Origin of the sequence: Nocardia wallacei (genome assembly GCF_014466955.1) — a bacterium.
GTDB lineage: Bacteria > Actinomycetota > Actinomycetes > Mycobacteriales > Mycobacteriaceae > Nocardia > Nocardia wallacei.
In genome coordinates, this window is record NZ_AP023396.1 from 5,545,915 (window position 1) to 5,567,153 (window position 21,239).

Consider the following 21,239-nt stretch of genomic DNA (forward strand, 5'->3'; position numbering starts at 1 on the left):
ATGTAGAGCGACAGTAACATCCCCTCGGCCACGTTGTCTAGCGCTGCTAGGTCTTACGCCCGGCCGCGCACGCCCACCGGGTCTCCCGCCCCGGCGGCCCCGACCGGTGTATCGCGTTCGTCATGCAGCGTGGGCGAATTCGCCAGCAGGACGACACCGCCGATCACCGTGACGGCAGCGGCCGTGAGAGGCAACGCCCGCGGGTAGGCCGAGGCGGTGAACAATGTGAGCCCCGCGGCGTAGCTGAGGACCGGATCGGTGATCGTCATGGTGGTGAGCGCGGTGGGGAGCGACCCGCGGGCGAAGGCCTCCTGGGTGAGGATGCCGCCGATCACGGTGGAGAACGGCACCCCGAGCCACGCCCAATGTGGTTGCGGCAGCGCGGGAGTCGCGACAGCCATCAGCACGGCGGTGGCGGCGAAGCACCATCCCGCCGCCACCGCCGTCAGCGCCGAACGCCACTGGGTGCCGCCGAACACCCGGCCCGCGACCAGCAGCACAGCCACCGCCACAAGGACGAGGCACCCGGCGATCGGCAGCCGGTCCGCACGCACCGGTCCCACCGGAACGGATTGCGCCACCAGCATTGTCAGCCCGCAGCACACCGCGACGGTGCCCGCCCAGTCGCGGGCCAGCAGCCGGATCCGGCGCCGCCGAGCCGCGAACGGCAGCGCGAACAGCAACTGCACCACCAGCAATGCCTGCACCGTCGAAATCGACCCGTACCGCAAAGCGACCGCGTGGCACAGGAATCCGGCGGCACTGCACGCCTGCCCGAGCAGCCAGCGCCGGTTGGTCAGCAGGGTCCGCGCGATCCCGGCCACGGCCAGCGGCCCGGACGCCGACTCCACGGCGAGCGCCGCTCCGCGCACACTGCCCTGCTGCCACGCCGCCGACACCGCGAACAACAGGGCGGCCGGCAACGCCGCAGCGCTACCGGCCGCCCACGGCCCGAGTGTCAGCACAGGCCCATCCTCGGCGTGTCCGGTGAATCCGGAGTGTCGCCGGAATGGACCCTGGGCTACTTGTAGGTCGCCAGGCAGGCGCCCTCACCATCGAGCACCCCGGTCCGGAACGCCTCCAGCCGCTGGTAGCCGCCCGGCACCAGCTTGCCGTCCACGTCACTGGCCGCGAGACCGTCGGACAGCAGGCCCGACACGGCGGCATCCAGGTCCCCGGACGTCAGCCGCGGATCGCTGGCCGGGTCGCTCAGCTTGGTGGTGATCACCCCCGACAGGCACGCCGTGCGCAGGCCCGCGGACTCCGCGCCGGACAGCGGCAGGTTGCGCTCCTTCTCCACGGCGAGCGCATAGCGCGAGATGAACACCAGGAAGGCGTTGTAATTGCCTTCCACCACCGCCGACAGCGGTTCGTCCGCGCCCGGCAACGCCCCGGCTCGCGCGGCCAGTCCCGGCACATTGGCGCCGATCTTGTTGGCGGCGGGGCAGTACGAGACCGGCTCCACCGCGGTGTCCTGCGGGCAGTTCCGCACGATGCCGGAGTAGTCGTACTGCGGCGGCTGCGCCAGCGGGTAGATACGGCCCAGCGCCTGGGCGACCAGATCGAGCGACGCGTTGTCGACCGGCAGCTGGTTCTCCTGGTCGTCCTCCTCGAAGCTGGTCGGCAGTCCGCCGCGACGCTCCTTGATCTCCTTCTTGTTGATCGTCTTGCAGCCTTCGGTGCCGTCCTGCCAGCCGATCTGCACCGCGGTCACCCGCTCGAACGCCGAACCGTGCGAGTTGTTCCTACCCTCCGGATCGTGATCGCGGACGGCGACCGCCGCACCCAGCACCCCGTTGAGCCCGTCGGTGGTGTTGAGGGTGAAGTGCGCCGAGCCGCCCTCCGCCACCCGACGCAGGAACACCCCGGCGAAGCAGTCGGCCTGCTGCTCCAATACCAGTGTGGGAGTGAAGAATCCGTTCAACCGGGCCTGATCCTGCAGCGAATGACCGTACTCGTGGGCGAGCACCATCACCACCGCCATCTTCCCGTACTTGTCGGTGATCAGCGGCAGCAGTTTGCCGCGGTCCCAGCCGATGGTCTTGTCCAGCTTGCAGTACGCCGCGTTGACCATGCGGTAGGTCGTCGACTTGCAGAATTTCACCGCCTGCTCCTCGGGAGCGCGCGCGTCCCAGGAGATGAAGCGGTCCACGGGTTTGAACGTGCCCTTGAAGAACTTCGGATACTCGGCGCCCCAGTACTCCTGGAGATCCGCCAGCGTATTCAGCGCCAGCCGGTCCATCTCCCCGCCGTCGCCGTTCTCCGCCTGCAGCGGCGCGTCCGGCACGCCCGAGCGAGGGCCGCTGGGCCCGTTGCCCTGGGTCGCGCCGGCGACCTCCCACGGGTCACCGGAGTCGGTGACCCCCGCCTGCTGGACCGCGGTGCCCGTCGACTCTCCGCCGCATCCGGCCAGCGCCGCGACCAGCACGAGCAGTCCCGCGAGTGCCACGAACCGCGGCCGTATGTGTCGTATCAAATTGTTCGCCTCCCCGATTACCGTCACGCACCCGGACCACGACGATCCGGTTCCGCGCCAGCGGTTCCCCCGTCTCCGAGCGCCCACATCGTAATCGCTTGCCACGCCGTTGGCGCAACGTCGCCTCGACACCCAGGTGCGGGAAGTTCGGCGTTTCGGGGTTCACGCCAGCCGGGAGGCGCGCGCGTTCAGATATCGCTGCTGCGGGAGGCTTCTCGCGCGCGCCGCCGCCGCGCGGTAGGCGGCTCGGGCGCCGTCGCGATCACCGAGCATCTCGCGCAGATGCCCTCGCACGGCATCGACGCGGTGGTCGTCCGGCAGTCGTTCGGCGACCTGCTCGACCAGAGCCAGGCCCGCGGCGGGTGTGCGGGACATCGCCACGGCGACGGCGTAATTCAGCAGCACCATCGGATTGTCGCCGAACTCCAGAAGCCGCTCGTACAGCAGCGTGATCTGCGGCCAATCGGTCGAGGCGTAGTCCGGTGCCTCGTCGTGCAGCGCGGCGACAGCAGCCTGCAATTGGTAAGGGCCGACGGGACCCTGCGGCAACGCGGCAGTGATCAGCTCGACACCCTCGGCGATATCTCGTGCGCGCCAACGGCTCCGGTCCTGCTCCTGCATGGGAATCAGCTCGCCCGCGGGGCCGGTTCGCGCCGGGCGGCGGGCATCGGTCAGCACCATCAGCGCCAGCAGACCCGCGACCTCGCTCTCGCCCGGCAGCAGGCGATTCAGGAGCCGGGTCAAACGGATTGCCTCCGAGGACAATTCGGATCGATGCAGATCCGCACCGGACGTCGCCGCGTACCCCTCGGTGAAGATCAGATACAGCACGTGCAGGACCGCCGCGAGCCGTTCGTCGCGTTCGGCCGGCGAGGGCGCGGCGAAACGGATCCCGCTCTCGGCGATCACCTTCTTGGCCCGGGTGATGCGCCGGGTCATCGTCGCCTCGGACACCAGGAAGGCACGGGCGATCTCCGCGGTGGTGAGGCCGCCGACGGCGCGCAACGTCAGCGCGATCTGCGAGGACGCGGACAGCGCCGGATGGCAGCACATGAACAGCAGGATCAGCGTGTCGTCGGCGTCGGCAGGCCGGTCGGCCGCCGGTGCCAGCCATTCCTCCGGCAATCGCCGGTGCACCACGGCATCCTCGCGCGCTCGCCGCGCCTGCTCGCTGCGCAGCAGATCGGTGAGCCGCCGCGCGCCGACGGTGATCAGCCAGCTCAACGGCCGCTCCGGCAGCCCCTCCGCCGGCCAGCCGGTGGCGGCCGCGAGCAGCGCCTCCTGCACCGCGTCCTCGGCAGCGTCGAAATGCCCGAACCGGCGCACCAGCGCGCCGAGGACCTGCGGCGCCAGTTCGCGCAGCAGGTCGTCGAACTCGGTGCGGGACATCAGATCTCGTCCGCGGACTCCATGATGGGCCGGACGTCGGCGTAGGCGCGGTCGTAGGCTTGCTGCGGCGCCGGGCAGCCCCGCAGCCGCGCCGCGATCTCGGTGGCGCGGTCGAAGCTCTCGCACTCGACGATCCAGTATCCGGCCAGTACCTCCTGGGTCTCGGCGTAGGGGCCGTCGGTGACGAACGCCGCGCCGTCGCGGTTGCCGACGCGGCGGGTGTGCACCGGGGCGGCCAGGCCACGGGTCTCCACCAGCTCGCCGGACTCCTCCAGTTCCCGGTTGAACGCGGTCATGAACTCGGTCATCTTCGCGAAATCCTCCGGGGTCCAGGCGGATTCGCCGCTGCCGCCCATGCCGTCGTAGTCCTGCTGCGAGCCGTAGCTGAGGATCATGTACTTCACGGTCACTCCTTTCGACCGGCGCCCCGTCGGCGCCTCTCACCGGGTACGTCGGAGCTGTCCCTCAGTTTCGGACATCGCACGGCGGAACGCACGGAACAATTTTCTTATGGAACTCACGGTTCCGTATGTGCTAGGTTTCGGAACCGTGAGTTCCGAAACTTCGCCGCCGCGGCCGGGCCGCCCGTTGTCCGGCGACACCGACCGGGCGGTGCGAGAGGCCACGCTCGCGCTGCTGGCCGAGGTCGGTTACGCCGGGCTGCGGGTGCAGGACGTGGCCGACCGGGCCGGGGTCGGCAAGGCCGCGCTGTACCGGCGCTGGCCGTCGAAGGCCGCGCTGGCGCTGCATCACCTCATCGGCGATCTGCGTCCGCGCGAGTATCGCGACACCGGCAGTCTGCGTGGTGACCTGCGGGAGGTGGCAACGGATTTCGTCACGCGCATGGCCCATCCGCGGGTGCGAGCGGTGCTGCCGGAGATCCTGGTCGACCTGCTGCGCGACCGCTCGCTGCAGAGCGTTTTCGAACAGGTCTGCCTGCTGCCGGAGCAGGAACTCATCCGCCGGGTCGCCGTGCGGGCGGTACAGCGTGGCGAACTCGCCGCGCTGCCCGACTTGCGGTGGGCACACGCACAATTCGCCGGGCCGCTGTTCCTGTGGCTGCATCTGCTCGGCGGTGACGACTCGGGCCTGGTGGATCGAGTCGCGAATACGGTGGCGGCCGCCTGGCTGCATCCTGAGGAGTACTGATGAACATCTGGTTGTGGGTGGGGCAGATCGTCCTCGCCGCTTCCTTCATTCTCGGCGGACTCGCCAAGGTCGCCGTACCCGAGGACAAGCTGCGCGGCGCGATGCCGTGGGTCGACGACCTGTCACAGCGCGCGGTGACCGGGATCGGCGTGGTCGAAGTGGTGGGTGGCGCCGGTGTCGTGCTGCCCTGGGCGACCGGCATCGCGACGATCCTCACCCCGGTCGCGGCGGTGGGGCTGGCGCTGGTGATGGTCGGCGGGTTCGCCACGCACCTCCGCCGCGCCGAGTACGGCCGTTCGCTGTCGAACGTCGTGTTGTTCGTGATCGCGGTCCTGGTCGCGGTCGGCCGGTTCACCTGACAAGTTGCGAACCGGACTCCGGGGCAACGTATTTCGGCACGGCCTCGGCCAGTGCGTCGTGCAGGACCGTGGCCGTCTTCCCGGCGCGTTTGCCGTGCAGTACCACCTCGGTGAACCCGTCGACGAGCGCCTGGGCGGGATCGAGCGGGTTGTAACTGCCGCCGAGCAGGGAGTCGGTGAGCGCGGTCTGCCACGCCTTCTCGTGCGCTTTGAAGCCCCCGGCCCGGTCGAGGGCGTGACCGTATTCCTTGACGACGGCCGCGTACACGGCACGCTCGAACTTGCGTCTGGACCACCGCCGTCGCGGTTGCTCGGACTCTTCCGGCCGGATCACGGTTCGATCCAGCACGAGCCAGAAACCGCCGCTGTCCTCGGTACCCGGCCCGGGTCCGGTCCGCTGCACCGCGGCACCGCCGGGCTCACCGATCTCGATGCCGCGCAACGGAATCGGATACTTCGCATGCAGATCGTCGAGCGCCGACGCGATCACGCGAGCCGTACGTGGATCGAGCCCGTCCCGATCACATCCGATGATCTCGAGACTGCGGACAGGCGGCTCCTGCCGAGGGTCCGGCAGCGGGTCCGTAGGCAGTTGCGGCGGTTGCCGCAGCACAGGTTGCGACCCCGACTCCGCTGCCACGGGTTCGCCCACCGAAGGTTCGGTGGATCGCGGTCCGGCCGACCGAGGCCGAGGCCGCAACAGATCCGCCGACGAAGGATCGGCCAACACCGGACCACCCCGAACCTGCGAGCCCGCCGCCGAAGGCCGCGGCCGCAAGAGGTCGGCCGAGGACGGATCCGCCAACACCGGACCACCACCAACCCCAACCTCGGCCCGCGAATCGCTCACCACAGGGCGGGGACGCAGCAGATCGGTCGAGGAGGGATCCGCCAGCAGGGGACCACCGACCGCACCTGCTTTCGACCGCGATTCCGTCAGCACAGGACCGAGTACCTCTGCTTGCGATTGCGTCTCCGCCACCATCGGGGGCACAGCACTATGAGGGTCGTCCGCTGTCCGCGATTGCGGTACCCGAGGGCGAGGCCGCAGCAACTCCGCCGACGATGGGTCCGCCAGCACCGGACCGCTGGGGACACCTGCCTCCGAACGCGCCTCCCTCGACACGGGGCGCGACCGCAGGAGCTCGTCCGACGACGGATCGGGCAGCACCGGACCACCCGGGACGCCGGTCTCCGACCGAGGTTCCTGCGGCGCGGACCGAGGCCGCAAGAGGTCCGCCGAGGACGGATCGGGCAGCACCGGACCGCTACGCACACCTGTCGGCGGTCCGGATTCCTCGAACGAAGGTCCGGGCGGCGCGGCGTTCGTGAGCGACGGGGTCACAGGGATCGCCTCGGCGCGCTGTTCCGAAGGCCGTTTCCTCGAAACAGGCTGGGGCCGGGGAACATCCACCGACGCCGGTTCGGCAGGCACGGGCTCGGGTGGGGGAGGCTGCGGCGCCGGTGTCCGGGCTCGCGGCGGTCGCTTGGGCGGGGGCTGGGCCGACAGCCGGCCGGTCTGCAGACGGCCGGGCGGCAGGGGCTTGGCGGTGCCGTACGCGTGGGTGTGCCGTGGATCCGGCTTGCGTACCGGCTGCGGTGGTGAGACAGGTTGTCCTGACGGCGAATCGGTGTCGGTAGCGGGAACGGATGCCGAAGCCGTCGAGGGCTGGGCCGCTGATGCCGGATTCGAACGGACAGAACGTTTGGTCCACGGCGTCGGGCCGGGCTTCCCGGCCCGCGTACCGGAGGACGAAGTAGCGACAGCATCCTGACCCGGCGCAGCCTCCGCCCTTGCCCTCCGCACTCGCTGCCCCGTCACCTCCGACCCCGCCCGCTGAACCGGCACGGTCCCATGCGCCGCCGTGCCCAGCATCCGCCGCCGCTCCGCGACATCCGACAACGCCGACTGCTCCACCACCACCCGTCGCGTAGCACCGGTCCATGCGTACCCCGGCCCCACACTCGACATCGACTCCCCCGCCGAATCCCGCCCCTGTGCATCCGCCAGCGCACCTTCGACGGCCGAATCCCCCACCACCACATGCGACAACACACCCTCGACCCCTGAATCCCGCGCAGCCGCATCCGGCAACCCACCCCCTACCGCCGAATCCCCCACCACCGCATGCGACAACACACCCTCGACCGCCGAATCCCGCGCGGCCGCTTCCGGCGACCGACCCTCGACCGCCGAATCCTGTGCCGCTGCAACGGGTAACGCGCTCCCCACCGCCGCACCCGACGCCGAGCTCCGCGCCACGACGGGCTGCGCCGAATCCCGCGCCGAGTCCTGCCCCGCTGCGCCCGGCGACCACATCTCCCTCGCCCCTGCGTGCGGCGACGGATATTTCGCCGCGACGCCCGGTATCGCCCCGTGCGTCGCCGGGTCCGAGCTCGCTTCCCGCGCCGCCGAACCCAACATCGCCCGCGGGTTCACGATGCCGGGAAGCCGCCCCCGCGTCACCCCACTCGGTGGCGCTGCCCTTTCCGCCGAGCCGGGCATCACTCCCGACGGAGCCGTACCTGTCTCCACAGGCGCCCGAGCCTCGCCCAGATGAGTTTCGGCGGCGGCGATGGCCTCCTTCAAACCGTCGACGGTCCGCGAGGCCTGGGCGATGAGCTGCTCCAACGTCGCCACCAGCGCACGCAATGTGTCCGTGTCGGACTGCGGGTGCTGGCTCACCGATCTCTCCTGCTCGTTTCACCGCTCCAGCACCGGCCAACAAGACCGATGCCACCGGCGGCGAGAACTACTTTCCCACGCCCGGCGCGACTCAGCCTCACCAACAGCGAGGATGGCTGTGTCATGCCCACGATCGATCGAATCATCGAAACGTCATCCGCGCCAACAGCAGCGGCACGGAGCCGTATGGCCGGGCTGTTCGATCCCATGCTGTTCAGGCTGGGTGACTCCTACGGCCGATCGCGCAGTCGGCACCATGTCCCGTGTCGGGAAGGCAATGGCCCGAAGGGGTTCGGCCATTGCCTTCCCGGCGACACATCAGGCGGCCAGGGCCGCGGTGATCTTGCGGGCCATCTCGGCCGCCGCCGGGCCGGGCTGCCCCTGCCGCGTCCGGGTCGCGGACTCCACCGCGACGGTGACCGTGCCGCGGAAGTTGTCGGCCTCCGCCGGGTCCTGCCGCTCGAGCAGGTTCACGGCCGCGGCCAGGGCGGGGAGAACCTGGTCGGCGAGTTCGGCGACAGTCTTTCCGGTCAGCTTGATGTCCTTGGACTTCGCCGCGAGCACGTGCCCGGTCAATCCGGTCGCCGACGCCAGTGCGAGGGTGCCGTCCGTCGCCGCCCGGTGCGAGGATCCGCCCGCGGCCGCCATCAGCGTGACCGCGCCGTAGGCGGCGACGCGCAGGGTGGACTTGTCCTGGTCGGTCAGGGTGATGGTCATGGTGTGTACTCCTTCATCGTCGGTGCCGCCCGGATCCTCTGTGGCCCGGCCGTTTTGTTCGATGTACACACTGTCGCCGCCCCGGCTGACAGCCCCCTGACGCCGACCTGACACCTCCCCTGACACGGATGACGGAGCTGGAAACGGTGGATGGACGGCGACCTCAGCGCACGGGAGCGGGCACGAGTGAGAGCATCGACCGCGGCGGGGGGTGTCGTCCTTGGTTACGTCGACTTCCGGATCGGAGACGATCCCTACTGCACGCAGAATTCGTTGCCGTGCGGGTCGGCCATGGTGGTCCAGGCGCCGCCGAGGTTGCCGTCGTAGAGGCGGCGGGCGCCGAGTTGTTCCAGGCGCGCCACCTCGGCCGCGCGGCGGTCGGGGCCTACCTCGAGGTCCAGGTGCAGGCGGTTCTTGGCGGTCTTGGGCTCGGGGACGCGCTGGAAGACGATGCGGTCGCCGCGCGCGATCCCGGTCTCCGGGTCCACCTCGGCCCGCGGTTCGCAAATCGCGGCGAAGTCCAGCCAATAGAGCCGGTCCGCCACGCGCACCACGCGATCGGCCTCGAGTTCGGCCGTGTCGACCATGCGCCGCAGCAGCGGCGTGTGGTTCTCCACGACATATCCGAGAGCCTCCGCCCAGAACCGGGCCAATTCGTTGGGATCGGGTGTATCGATGACAACCTGGTAGCGAGTGGTCATACCGCTCCTCGACGACGACATGCGTGAATGTCGTTCCACTCAACCATCATTCCGCGGAGCGATGTGCCGAGTCCTGCCGTGGATCACACCGAGCGGGCGCACGCTCCGCAGACCAGGCGGACTCAGTCCTGCTTGCGGTGCGGTACGAACTCCAAGGTCAGCAGAGCCGCTGCGGTGAAGACGATTTCGCGCCAGCGGATGAGGACGAAGCGGTCGTCACCGAAGGAGTTGAACTTGCGCAGGAAGCGATACAGCGACTCCAGGCGGATCAGCGGGTCCAGGGTGCGGGCGGCGACGTAGACGGCCTGGCGGGAGCGGGTGCGCTCCTTCTCGGCGAACAGCTCGGGAAATGCCGCGAAGGCCAGGGAGATACGCTGGACGCCCTTGTCCCGCCCGTAGTCGACCAAGTCCACGATCATGCGCTCGTCCAGGCCGTTCGGCGCGTCCTTGCGGCGCCACGGCACGTCCAGGCTCAGCTCGGTGCCGCCGTTGGACTCGCCGTAGCGCTGGAACCCGACCACCCGGCCGTCCGCGTCGCGCGCGATGACCAGCAGCATCCCGGGGTGCCGTCCGTCGAGCAGGTGGTCGAGGATCATCGAGAAGCCGCGCGTCTGATGACCCTTGCCCCACTCGTCCACGATGTCGAGCAGCGTCGAGCGCAACGGCGCACCGATCTCGATCTCCTTGACGATCTCGGTGCTCACCCCGAAATTGCGCGTACGGCTGACCGCCTGGCGCAGATTACGGAACTTGCGGCCCACCATGTCGAAGTGCTCGACATCGATGACCACGTCGCGGCCGATCGGAATCGCCCGTAGCCCGTGATGGTCCACCGCCCGGCCGCGCCACAGCTCGGTCAGCTCCGGGCTGGCGCCGAGTACCGCGATGCGCCAGCCGTGACTCATCGCGAACTCGGAGAACTCGCTGATCAAAGCGGGAAAATCGGCGCGGTTGCCGACCGGGTCACCGGCCACCACCGCGATGCCGAACCGGGCCCGATAGCCCACGGCAGCGGTCGAATTGGCGTTGAAGAAGTACGACTTCGCCGAATGCAGGGCGAAGGGCGCCAGCGGATCTCCGACGGTCCGATCGACCAGCGCCGCCACCCGATACTGCTGATCAGGCTGCGGGCGCGAGTTCTGCGGCAGCATCAGGATGAACCCGGTCGAGGCCAGGCAGACGAAGCCGACGCCGGGGTGCCCGTTGTGGTAGGCGATATTGGAGACGCCGAGCACCAGCACCGCCACCGTGAAATGCGGCAGCGTCAGGGGCCGCCGCAGGTGCAGCCCGCGCGCCACGAACAGCCCAGACAGCGACACGGCCACGAACCAGCCGTGATCGACGCCCTCGCGCGACGCCCGGTCGGCCGCGTACACCAGCACCACGCCGACGAGCACCAGCACCACGATCAGCGGCACCCGCACCGCGCGCGTGGGCGACAGCGCCGCATCCCGGTAGGTCTTCCGGTAACCGGCGACGGCAGAGTTCAGTTCGGGCACGTCGGAGCCCCCGGCCACACGCCCACGAACATCCTCGTCATGTCCGTCCTCCCGCTGATCGCGTCCTGCACCACAAGCATGCAGAACAAACGTTCCGGTCGGTAATGCCGAGCGCGACGAGACCCACAGCGATACGGTCTCACCCGCGAGGCATTCCCCCGGATCGGCATCCACCCGAATCATAGGATGAATCCGACGGCGCAACGCGCACGTAATTCAACGGATACTCCCCCGCCGGTGTTCCCGCAATGGGTTTATGCCTTGTGCCACACCGCGATCCGCCGATCGCGTGACGTACCGATTTCCGCAGGTCGGTAGGCCGTGCGCCTCCGCACCTCAGCTCCCGAACACGCGCTCCACGACGAATTTGGCGCGCCTCGTCACCCGCATGTAGTGGTCGAGGAATTCACTGCCGTCGTCGTTGGGCCACCCGGCGACCTTGGCTACCGCCGATAGTAGGCGTCCCGGGCCGGGCAGCTGATCGGCCGGCTTGCCGCGGACCAGGACCAGGGCATTGCGGGCACGGGTCGCGGTCAGCCAGGCGTCGCGCAGCAGCTCCACGTCATCGGCGCCGAGCAGATCGGCGCGCTCGATGGCGTCCAGGGACTCCAGCGTGGACGTGTTGTGCAGTTCGGGCACCTCGTGGGCGTGGCGCAACTGCATCAGCTGGACGGTCCATTCGATGTCGGCGAGACCGCCGCGACCCAGCTTGGTGTGCGTGGCGGGATTGGCGCCACGCGGCAGCCGCTCGGAGTCGACGCGGGCCTTGATCCGGCGGATCTCGCGCACCGCCTCCGCGGACACCCCGCCCTCGGGATAACGCACCTGGTCGATCATGTGCAGAAACCGCACGCCCAGCTCCTGATCACCGGCGATCTGGTGGGCGCGCAGCAGCGCCTGCACCTCCCACGGTTGAGCCCACTGCTGATAGTAGGCCTGATAAGCGGCCAGCGTGCGCACGAGCGGACCGTTGCGGCCCTCCGGGCGCAAGCCCGCGTCGACCTGCAGCGGCGGATCGGTGCTCGGCGCGCCCAGCAGCCGCTGCACCTGTTCGGCGACGCCGATCGCCCACTTCACCGCGACCGTCTCGTCCGCGCCGGACCGCGGGTCGCAGACGAACAGCACGTCGGCGTCGGAGCCGTAGCCCAGTTCCTTGCCGCCGAGCCGGCCCATGCCGATGACCGCGATGTCGGCGGGCGCGGGCACGCCCGATTCGGCCTCGCTCGCCCGGATCACCGCCAGCAGCGCGGCCTCGAGCACCGCGACCCACACCGACGACAGCGCGTTGCACACCCGCGGCACCTCGAGCATGCCCAGCACATCGGCCGACGCGACGCGGGCCAGTTCGTGGCGCCGCAGCGAGCGGGCGGTGGCGATCGCGCGCTTGGGATCGTCGTAGCGGGCCGCACCGGCGAGGATGCCCGTGCGCACGTCATAGAGCTTGGGCGACAGCAGTAATGGGCCCGTGGGTCCGTCGGCGAACATGCGGATCGTCTCGGGGGCGTTGATCAGCAGGTCCGGCAGATAGGCCGAGGAGCCGAGCACGATCATCAACCGCTCGGCGACGGCGCCCTCGTCGCGCAGTTCGCGCAGGAACCAGGTCTGGGACTCGAGGCCCTCCGAGATCCGGCGGTAGGCCAGCAGGCCCTGATCGGGATTGGGGGTCTCGCCCAGCCATTCCAGCAGCGTCGGCAGCAGCAGCGCTTGGATGCGGCCCTTGCGGCCGACCTCGCCGGTGAGTGCCTTGAGGTGACCGAGGGCGTTCTCCGGTGCGGCGTAGCCGAGCGCGGCCAGCTGTCTTACCGCCGCCTGCGGGCTCAGCCGCAGCGCGGCCGCGTCCAGGCGGGCGACCGATTCCAGCAACGGCCGGTAGAACAGCTTGGCGTGCAGGCGCCGCACGCGCAGCCCGTTGCGTTTGATCTCGCTGCGCAGCACGCCCACCGCGTCCTGACGGCCGTCGGGGCGCATGTGCGCCGCGCGCGCCAGCCAGCGCATACCCTCCTCGTCGTCGGGGGCGGGCAGGGTGTGGGTGCGCTTGAGCCGCTGCAGCTGCAGCCGGTGCTCGAGCAGGCGCAGGAACTCGTAGGAGGCGGTGAGGTTCGCGGCGTCGTCGCGGCCCACGTAGCCGCCGGCGGCCAGCGCGGTCAGCGCCTCCACCGTGCCCTGCACGTGCAGCGACTCATCGGCCTTGCCGTGCACCAATTGCAGGAGCTGCACGGCGAATTCGACGTCGCGCAGGCTGCCGTGGCCCAGCTTCAGCTCGCGCTCGCGCAGATCCGCCGGGACCAGGTCCTCGACGCGGCGGCGCATGGTCTGCACGTCCGCGACGAAATCCGGCCGCTCCGAGGCATTCCAGACCATCGGCATGACCGCCGCCCGGTACCGCTCGCCGAGCTCCAGGTCACCGGTGGCGGGGCGATTCTTCAACAGCGCCTGGAACTCCCAGGTGCGCGCCCACCGCTTGTAGTAGGCGAGGTGCGACTCGAGCGTGCGGACCAGCGCGCCCGCCTTGCCCTCCGGCCGCAGCGCGGCGTCCACCTCGAAGAAGGCGTTCCCGGCGACCGTCATCAACTCGGCCGCGAGCCGGGTCGCGGTGTGGTCGGCGGGCTCGGCGACGAACACCACGTCCACATCGGACACGTAATTCAGTTCGCGCGCACCGCATTTGCCCATCGCGATCACCGCGAGCCGCACCGGTACCGGCCCGTCCGGGCACACCCGCGCCACCGCGACCGACAGCGCCGCGGTCAGCGCCGCATCCGCCAGGTCGGTGAGATGGCGGCCGACCCGCTGGTACGGCAGCACCGGTTCATCCTCCACGGTGGCGGCCAGGTCGTGCGCGGCCAGCAGCATCAGCTGATCCCGATACCGCTTGCGCAACAACGCGATTGCCTCGGGGCCCGCGACGGATGCGCGGTACAGCGTAGCGGTGGTGTGCTCCGTGGTTCCACGGGCGACCGCCTCCTGGCTCGCGTGCTGCGCCGGGGGCGTCTGCTCTCCGGTCCCGCGAGCCTGGACCGGCTCGCCCGCGGACCCCGCCGAGGACGTCCGATCCACGGGTCCGCGCTCCGCCCCCGCGGGCTGGGGGCCGGGTTCGGGCACGGCCCCGACAGCGTCGAGGAGGTCCGCGACGAGTTCGGCGGGCGTGGGCAATTCCGTGCGGCGCAACAGTTTCCAGGTATCCGGTTCGGCTACCAGGTGGTCGGCGAACGCGCTGGAGGAACCGATCAGCGCGAACAGCCTGCCGCGCACAGAGATCTCGGTGCGCAGCGCCTCGTCCAGTTCGTCCCAGCCGGGGCCGAGCCGTTCGCGCAATCGCACCAGTGTCAGTAACGCCAGGTCGGCATCGGGGGCGCGCGAGAGCGCCCACAACAGTGGAATGCTTTCGACGTTGTCCCACGCCAATTCTCGCAGCGAATCGGCGGCCGTCGGTTCGAGCAGCCCGAGCCGACCGGCGCCGGGCACCGCGGGACGGGCAGTCGGTGGCCGTACCATGCCCCACAAATTACAGGGTCGGCGGCGGCAGCCGAGCACACATCCCGGGGAACGGAGAAAGTGTTCTCGGTTCGTGCCGCGGCCGGACACCTACCTCACAGATCCAGGTATTCCTGGAGTTCCCACTGCGTGATCTGGGCGCGGTAGCCCGCCCACTCCCGGCGCTTGTTGCGCAGGAAGAAGTCGAACACGTGCTCGCCGAGGGTCTCCGCGACCAACTCCGAGCGCTCCATCGCCTTGAGCGCCTCGTCCAGGCTGCCCGGCAGTTCCTTGAAGCCCATGGCGCGGCGCTCGGCGGTGGTCAGCGACCACACGTCGTCCTCGGCCTCCGGCGGCAGCGTGTAGCCCTTCTCGATGCCGCGCAACCCGGCGGCCAGCAGCACCGCGAACGACAGATACGGGTTGCAGGCCGAATCGGGGCTGCGGATCTCGACGCGCCGCGAGGACTGCTTGTTCGGCGTGTACATCGGCACCCGCACCAGCGCCGAGCGGTTGGACCGGCCCCAGGAGGCCGCCGTTGGCGCCTCGCCACCGTGGATCAGGCGCTTGTAGGAGTTGACCCACTGGTTGGTCACCGCGCTGATCTCGTTGGCGTGCTCCAGGATTCCCGCGATGAACGCCCGCGCGGTCTCGGAGAGGTTGTTCGGATCGTCCGGGTCGGCGAAGGCGTTCTGCTCACCCTCGAACAGGCTCATGTGCGTGTGCATCGCCGAACCCGGGTGCGCGGCGAAGGGCTTGGGCATGAAGGTCGCGCGCACGCCCTCGTCGATGGCCACCTCCTTGATGAGGTAGCGGAACGTCATCACGTTGTCGGCCATCGACAGCGCGTCGGCGTAGCGCAGGTCGATCTCCTGCTGGCCGGGCGCGCCCTCGTGATGGCTGAACTCCACCGAGATGCCCATCGACTCCAGCGCGTCGATGGCGTGGCGGCGGAAGTTCGGGGCCTCGTTGTGCACGGCCTGGTCGAAGAAGCCGCCCTTGTCCACCGGGATCGGGTCGCCCTTGGTGTCCATTTCGGCCTTCACCAGGAAGAATTCGATCTCGGGATGCACGTAGCAACTGAAGCCGAGATCACCGGCCTTGTTCAGCTGCCGCCGCAGCACGTGCCGCGGGTCGGCCCACGACGGCGAGCCGTCGGGCATCGCGATATCGCAGAACATGCGCGCGGAGTGCTGATGTCCCTTGCTGGACGCCCACGGCAGCACCTGGAACGTCGACGGGTCCGGCCGGGCGACCATATCCGCCTCGGACACGCGGGCGAAGCCCTCGATGGCCGAACCGTCGAACCCGATGCCCTCCTCGAAGGCACCCTCCAGTTCGGCGGGCGCGATCGCGACCGACTTCAGATACCCCAGCACGTCGGTGAACCAGAGTCGTACGAAGCGGATGTCCCGCTCCTCGAGCGTCCGCAGCACGAATTCCTTCTGGCGATCCATACGCGCGAGCGTAAGCACCCGGCGTTAAATCCGTGTTACATAGCCATTGTCAGGCAAATTAACCGCATGTGAGACCGGCCGGAGGCTCGGTCAGATCGATGAGGTAGCCGATCACGGCGTCGTCCACGCACGGCACGCCGCCGGACAGGAACGCCGTGTGGCGGGTGCCCTTGTTGGTGATCAGCGCCGCGTTCAGCTCCTTGGCCAGGTTCACCCCCGCCTCGTAGGGCGTCGCCGGATCCTGGGTGGTGGAGACGACGACCGTCTTCGGCAGTCCCGACACGGTGATGTTGTGCGGGGTGGACGAACTCGGCACCGGCCAGAACGCGCACAGCTCGAGCGGCGCCTGCCCGCTGGCGTGGCCGTCGTCCAGGAACGGGGCGACCTTGCGGTATTCGGCGTCCTGTTTGTCGGCCACCGCGCGGTCCTTGACGGCCGGGTCGTCCACGCAGTGGATGGCCATGAACGCGTCCTGGGAGTTGTCGTAGGTGCCGTCCTGGCGGCGACCGTCGTAGAGGTCGGCCAGGCGCAGCAGGATGTCGCCCTGGCCGGTGGCGAGCTGGGACAGCCCGGCGCTCAGCACATTCCAGTTGTCCTCTGCGTAGAGGGTGTTCTGCACGCCGGTGATCGCGTCGCCGTAGGTGAGCGGGCGGCCGTCGTCGGTGGCCGCCGGATGGTCCCACAGCGGGCCGACCAGGGCCTGGAACCTCGCTACCGCCTGCGCCGGGTCCGCGCCGAGCGGGCAGTCCGGCTGCCGCGCGCAGTCGGCGGCGTATTCGTTGAACGCCCGCTGGAAACCGGCTGCCTGCTGCACCGATTCCTGCACCGGATCGGCGTCGGGATCGAGTGCGCCGTCGAGGACCAGAGCGCGTACCCGGTCCGGGAACTTCTCGGCGTAGGACGACCCCAGGCGGGTGCCGTAGGAGTAGCCGACGTAGTTGAGCTTCTCGTCGCCGAGCACCGCGCGGATCACGTCCATGTCCTGCACCACCTCCCGGGTGCCGACGTGGGCGAGGAAGTCGTTGCCGGTGCGCTCGGTGCAACGGGCGGCGAACTGCTTGTTCTCCTCCTCGGCCGCCGCGATGCCGCCGGGGCTGTTGTCCTTCGGCGGTTCGGCGCGCTCGTCGTCCCATTCCTCGGCGGTCATGCACGAGATCAGCGGCGTGGACGCGCCGACGCCGCGCGGGTCGAAACCGATGCGGTCGAAGCGCTCCGCGAGCGGGGTGTCCTGGCCCTGCTGCGACATCCACAGGCCCGGCTGACCCGGCCCACCCGGATTGAACAGCAGCGAGCCGATGCGCTGGCCGGTCGCCTTGATCCGGGAGATCGCGATCTGCGCGGTCGCGCCGTCGGGCCGGGCGTAGTCGACCGGCACGGTGACCCGGGTGCACTCGGCCGACTTGGGGAAGCGGTCGGTCCCGTCGCCGAAGTTGTCGCAGCCGCCCCACTGCGGCGCCTGGGTGTAGAACTTCTCCAGATTCGCCGGGGACGGCGTCACCGCCGAGGGCGTGGTGATGTCGTCGTTCGACGAAGTGGAGCAGGCGGTGACCACCAACGGGGTCACGCACATCAGGGCCACCGCGGCGAGGAGACGGCCGGTTCGCGACAAGGGCATACGGACGATCCAACCAGACGAAGCTGTGTGATGAATTGCATGGTCGGCGAGCCTTAAACGGGGTGTCGGGCCGGTGGCACACTGGACGGGTCCGCAAGGGACGAGTCACGACAACCCGGGGACCCGTACGGGCCTCGAGGAGACGACGAAAGGGACGATGATGTCCGCATCCGAAAAGTCCGCCGAAACCGCTGCCTACGGCGCCGCACCGACAACTTCCCGACGGAAGACGCGAGTACAGCACCTGCAGCAGCTGAAGGCCGCGGGCGAGAGGTGGTCCATGCTCACCGCCTACGACTACTCCACGGCGAAACTGTTCGAAGAAGCCGGGATTCCGGTGCTGCTGGTCGGCGACTCGGCCGCCAACGTGGTGTACGGCTACGACACCACCGTGCCGATCACGATCGACGAACTGGTGCCGCTGGTGCGCGGGGTGGTGCGGGGCGCGCCGCACGCGCTGGTGGTCGCGGACCTGCCGTTCGGCAGCTACGAGGCCTCGCCCGAGCTCGCGCTGGCCTCCGCCACCCGGTTCATGAAGGAGGGCGGCGCACACGCGGTGAAACTCGAAGGGGGCGAACGGGTTTCCGAGCACATCGCGCGGCTCACCGCCGCCGGCATCCCGGTGATGGCGCACATCGGGTTCACCCCGCAGAGCGTCAACACCCTCGGCGGATTCCGGGTGCAGGGCCGTGGCGACGGCGCCGAGCAGCTCATCGCCGACGCCATCGCGGTGCAGGAGGCGGGCGCGTTCGCGGTGGTCATGGAGATGGTGCCCGCCGAACTCGCCGGCCAGGTCACCCGCAAGCTGACCATTCCCACCGTCGGCATCGGCGCCGGCGCGGACTGCGACGCCCAGGTGCTGGTGTGGCAGGACATGGCCGCCTACACCAGCGGCAAGACCGCCAAGTTCGTCAAGCACTTCGCCCAGCTCGGCGACCAGCTCCGCAACGCCGCGGCAGCCTACGCCGACGAGGTCCGCCGCGGGGTCTTCCCCGCCCCCGAACACAGTTTCTGAAGTTTGTCGGCAGGCGTGCTCCGACCGGCGAGTGCACTGTCCGGGGAGACGCGGCGGTAGTCGCTGCTGTCCTGACGTGCCTTCCGGTTGCGCGGTGTCGGTCCCGGCCGAGAACATGCCTGGACGAGAACCGGTTCACCGTGCGTCGACCACGGCGGCTCCGTCCGGGACGTCGCGGCTTCGTCAGCGGCGGCATGCTCCCCTTCTGTGCCGAAGGCGTGCCGTCGCCGCGTCAATAGCTCGGATCGGGCAGGGTTGCTCTCCGCGACGGGAACGGCGGCGGCCGGGGATCGGTGGCAGACTCGAAGTCCGACCGAGCACGGAACGAGCAGAGGGAACTGATGTCGCAGAGCCGTTGGATGACTCGCGGAGCGCTGGGGACGGCCGGGCTGGCCGCCATCGCACTGATCGCCGGATGCGGGGGCGGCGGAACCACCGGATCGCCCGAGCCCGCCGGATCCAGCGGGTCCGCCACCTCCACGGCCGCGCACGCCAGCGGCTCGGCCACCGCCGGCAAGACGCAGGGCCCGGTCGAGGTCCCCGACCAAGTCGCCAAGCAGCTGTGCGACCGGATTCAGCCGCAGCTGTCGGACTGGCGGGTGCAGGGCCCCACGCTGGGCCGGGTGGCGCTCAACATCACCGTGCACGAGTGGGCTGCCTTGAACGGCGGCCTCAATATGCAGGTCCTCGGCGACAAGTCGGTGGTCGACCGTATCACCACCACGTCCTGCCCCGACGTTCGCAGCCAGGCGCTACAGGCGCTGGAACTGTCCGACCTCGCGGCGGGGATCGCGTTCTGATGCGCACGCTGTACCCGTCGCTGCCGCCACACCGCGAGGGCCTGCTCGATGTGGGCGACGGACAGCAGCTGTACTGGGAGGAGAGCGGCAACCCCGACGGCAAGCCGGTGGTGTTCCTGCACGGCGGTCCCGGCGGCGGTACCGCGCCGTTCCACCGCCAGTTCTTCGACCCGCGCGCGTACCGGATCGTGCTGTTCGACCAGCGTGGTTGCGGCCGGTCGGTGCCGCACGTCGCCGACGGCGCGAGCCTGGAGACCAACACCACCTGGCATCTGGTCGCCGACATCGAGAAGTTGCGCACGCATCTGGGCATCGAACGCTGGCAGGTGTTCGGCGGCTCGTGGGGTTCGACGCTGGCGCTGGCCTACGCGCAGACCCACCCCGATCGTGTCACCGAGCTGGTGCTGCGCGGCATTTTCCTGTTGCGGCGCAAGGAGATCGACTGGTACTACAACGGCGCCGCCGGTTACGTCTATCCTGACGAGTGGGAGAAGTTCCTGGCCGCGGTGCCGGAATCCGAACGCCGGGGAGATCTCGTGAGTGCCTACCATCGCCTGCTGCACTCCCCCGATCCCGACGTGTACGTCCCGGCCGCCGTCGCCTGGTCGAGCTGGGAGGGGGCGACGAGTTCGCTGCGGCCGCAACCGGATCGGGTCGCCGAGACCGCCGAGCACCGGTTCGCGCTGGCGTTCGCGCGCATCGAGAATCACTACTTCATGCACGGGGGCTTCCTCGACGAGGGGCAGCTGCTGCGCGACATCGACCGCATCGCCCACATTCCCGGCGTGATCGTGCAGGGCCGCCACGACATCGTGTGCCCTGCGGTGAGTGCGTGGGATCTGCATCGCGTGTGGCCGAACTCGACCCTGCACCTCGTCGCCGACGCCGGTCACGCCGCCAGTGAGCCGGGCATCACGCACCACCTGGTGGAAGCCACCGACAAGTTCCGGAGTACCTGATGCGCACCGCAACCGGCCCCGCTCTCCGCGCCGCTCTCGACGAGGACGTGGACCGGTTGCTGTCGGCCGAACCCGAGGTCCGTGCCGACGCCCACGACTCGGTGCACCAGATGCGCGTCGCGACCAGGCGGCTGCGCAGTGTGCTGCGATCGTATCGGGATGTCTTCCGCCGCAAGGAGATAGACGAGATTCGCGAGGAATTGCGCTGGCTCGCCGGGCTTCTCGGTGTGGCCCGCGACGCCGAGGTGCGTGCCGAACGGTTCGCGGCACTGGCCGCGGAACAGTCCGGTGAGCAGCGGCGCGTCTGCCGCCGACTGGTGACGGTGGAACGCCACCGGTACGCCGAGGCCCATCGCGAGGTGCTGCGCGCACTCGACGGCGAGCGCTACCGGCGCTTGCGGAGACGGCTGAAGGCGCTGCGCCGCGACCCCCCGCTGCGCCGCAAACGCGTCCGCGCCGACGCCACCCGGACGTTCTCCGGTGTACTGCGCGACGACTTCCGGCGGGTGCGCCGTCTGGTGCGCGCAGAGGAGACGGTCGAGCCCGCCGACCGCGTCGAGCATCTGCACGAGATCCGCAAGGCCGCCAAGCGTTTACGGTATTCCGCGGACGCCGCCGTCCCGGTCCTAAACGGCCCCGCCGAGGAGCTGTCCGCCCGCGCCAAGAAACTCCAGACCGTCCTCGGCGACCACCGCGACGCGATCGAGGCCATGACCACCATCCGCGCCCGCGCCGCCGCGGCCTCCACCCGCGGCATCGTCACCGCCGACTACGACCGCCTCTACGACGCCGAATCCGACGCCGCCCGCAAGGCCCTGGACCAATACCCCGCCGCCACCGAATTCCTCCGCCACAAATACGGCCACTGACTTCCGGCCCACCGCCCCCAGCCCACTCCCCGCGGCCACACGCGTCCGCTCCCCGCGGCTGCACGGCACGAGTC

17 protein-coding genes are annotated in these 21,239 nt (G+C 69.8%); 6 read left to right on the forward strand and 11 right to left on the reverse strand.

All coding sequences use genetic code 11. The features are described from left to right. Nucleotides 1–53: 53 nt before the first annotated feature. The 4 genes from NWFMUON74_RS24440 to NWFMUON74_RS24455 all read right to left on the reverse strand — a co-directional run bounded on the left by NWFMUON74_RS24440 (nt 54) and on the right by NWFMUON74_RS24455 (nt 4,260). Nucleotides 54–965, reverse strand: a complete 912-nt coding sequence (locus tag NWFMUON74_RS24440) for a DMT family transporter (protein WP_232110570.1) — start codon at nt 963–965, stop codon at nt 54–56. Nucleotides 966–1,021: 56 nt separating this feature from the next. Continuing rightward, nucleotides 1,022–2,449, reverse strand: a complete 1,428-nt coding sequence (locus NWFMUON74_RS24445) for a neutral zinc metallopeptidase (RefSeq protein WP_232110571.1) — start codon at nt 2,447–2,449, stop codon at nt 1,022–1,024. 189 nt (nt 2,450–2,638) lie between these two features. Then, entirely contained in the window at nt 2,639–3,865 is a 1,227-nt protein-coding gene (locus tag NWFMUON74_RS24450) for an RNA polymerase sigma factor (protein ID WP_187684128.1), read from the reverse strand. Further along, nucleotides 3,865–4,260, reverse strand: a complete 396-nt coding sequence (locus NWFMUON74_RS24455) for a YciI family protein (protein WP_232111210.1) — start codon at nt 4,258–4,260, stop codon at nt 3,865–3,867. Before NWFMUON74_RS24455 ends, NWFMUON74_RS24450 begins: the two co-directional genes overlap by 1 nt. A gap of 154 nt (nt 4,261–4,414) precedes the next feature. On the opposite strand from NWFMUON74_RS24455, the gene NWFMUON74_RS24460 reads away from it, so the two are divergent. Next, complete coding sequence (locus tag NWFMUON74_RS24460) at nt 4,415–5,014, forward strand: TetR/AcrR family transcriptional regulator (protein ID WP_187684130.1); 600 nt, start codon at nt 4,415–4,417, stop codon at nt 5,012–5,014. After that, entirely contained in the window at nt 5,014–5,373 is a 360-nt protein-coding gene (locus tag NWFMUON74_RS24465) for a DoxX family protein (protein WP_187684131.1), read from the forward strand. Before NWFMUON74_RS24460 ends, NWFMUON74_RS24465 begins: the two co-directional genes overlap by 1 nt. On the opposite strand, the gene NWFMUON74_RS24470 is transcribed toward NWFMUON74_RS24465, so the two are convergent. From NWFMUON74_RS24470 to NWFMUON74_RS24500, 7 genes are all read right to left on the reverse strand, one after another. Next, complete coding sequence (locus NWFMUON74_RS24470; RefSeq protein WP_187684132.1) at nt 5,366–6,025, reverse strand: hypothetical protein; 660 nt, start codon at nt 6,023–6,025, stop codon at nt 5,366–5,368. The genes NWFMUON74_RS24465 and NWFMUON74_RS24470 overlap by 8 nt on opposite strands. A gap of 2,352 nt (nt 6,026–8,377) precedes the next feature. After that, the gene (locus tag NWFMUON74_RS24475; protein WP_187684133.1) at nt 8,378–8,776 is read right to left on the reverse strand and encodes a hypothetical protein; all 399 of its coding nucleotides are present in this window, start codon (nt 8,774–8,776) and stop codon (nt 8,378–8,380) included. 254 nt (nt 8,777–9,030) lie between these two features. Next, on the reverse strand, nt 9,031–9,477 hold the full coding sequence (locus tag NWFMUON74_RS24480) for a VOC family protein (RefSeq protein WP_187684134.1): 447 nt from the start codon (nt 9,475–9,477) through the stop codon (nt 9,031–9,033). A gap of 122 nt (nt 9,478–9,599) precedes the next feature. Next, on the reverse strand, nt 9,600–10,976 hold the full coding sequence (locus NWFMUON74_RS24485) for a bifunctional lysylphosphatidylglycerol flippase/synthetase MprF (protein WP_232110572.1): 1,377 nt from the start codon (nt 10,974–10,976) through the stop codon (nt 9,600–9,602). A 336-nt stretch (nt 10,977–11,312) separates the two neighbouring features. After that, nucleotides 11,313–14,471 carry a bifunctional [glutamine synthetase] adenylyltransferase/[glutamine synthetase]-adenylyl-L-tyrosine phosphorylase gene (locus NWFMUON74_RS24490; protein ID WP_187684136.1) on the reverse strand — a complete coding sequence of 1,053 codons (3,159 nt, stop codon included), beginning with the start codon at nt 14,469–14,471 and terminating at the stop codon, nt 11,313–11,315. Nucleotides 14,472–14,566: 95 nt separating this feature from the next. Then, nucleotides 14,567–15,907 (reverse strand): type I glutamate--ammonia ligase, encoded by a 1,341-nt coding sequence (gene glnA / locus NWFMUON74_RS24495; RefSeq protein WP_187684137.1) that lies wholly within the window; start codon nt 15,905–15,907, stop codon nt 14,567–14,569. A gap of 58 nt (nt 15,908–15,965) precedes the next feature. Further along, nucleotides 15,966–17,516 (reverse strand): alpha/beta hydrolase, encoded by a 1,551-nt coding sequence (locus NWFMUON74_RS24500; RefSeq protein WP_425300702.1) that lies wholly within the window; start codon nt 17,514–17,516, stop codon nt 15,966–15,968. Nucleotides 17,517–17,682: 166 nt separating this feature from the next. Between NWFMUON74_RS24500 and panB the strand changes: the two genes are divergently transcribed. From panB to NWFMUON74_RS24520, 4 genes are all read left to right on the forward strand, one after another. Further along, nucleotides 17,683–18,537, forward strand: coding sequence for a 3-methyl-2-oxobutanoate hydroxymethyltransferase (panB, locus tag NWFMUON74_RS24505; RefSeq protein WP_187684138.1), 855 nt, complete (start codon nt 17,683–17,685; stop codon nt 18,535–18,537). A gap of 359 nt (nt 18,538–18,896) precedes the next feature. Continuing rightward, on the forward strand, nt 18,897–19,337 hold the full coding sequence (locus tag NWFMUON74_RS24510; RefSeq protein ID WP_232110574.1) for a hypothetical protein: 441 nt from the start codon (nt 18,897–18,899) through the stop codon (nt 19,335–19,337). Further along, nucleotides 19,337–20,296: a prolyl aminopeptidase gene (gene pip / locus NWFMUON74_RS24515; protein WP_187684140.1), complete on the forward strand. Its 960-nt coding sequence runs from the start codon at nt 19,337–19,339 to the stop codon at nt 20,294–20,296. Before NWFMUON74_RS24510 ends, pip begins: the two co-directional genes overlap by 1 nt. After that, on the forward strand, nt 20,296–21,165 hold the full coding sequence (locus tag NWFMUON74_RS24520; protein WP_187684141.1) for a CHAD domain-containing protein: 870 nt from the start codon (nt 20,296–20,298) through the stop codon (nt 21,163–21,165). The genes pip and NWFMUON74_RS24520 overlap by 1 nt, the downstream gene beginning before the upstream one ends. The last annotated feature ends 74 nt before the right edge of the window (nt 21,166–21,239 follow it).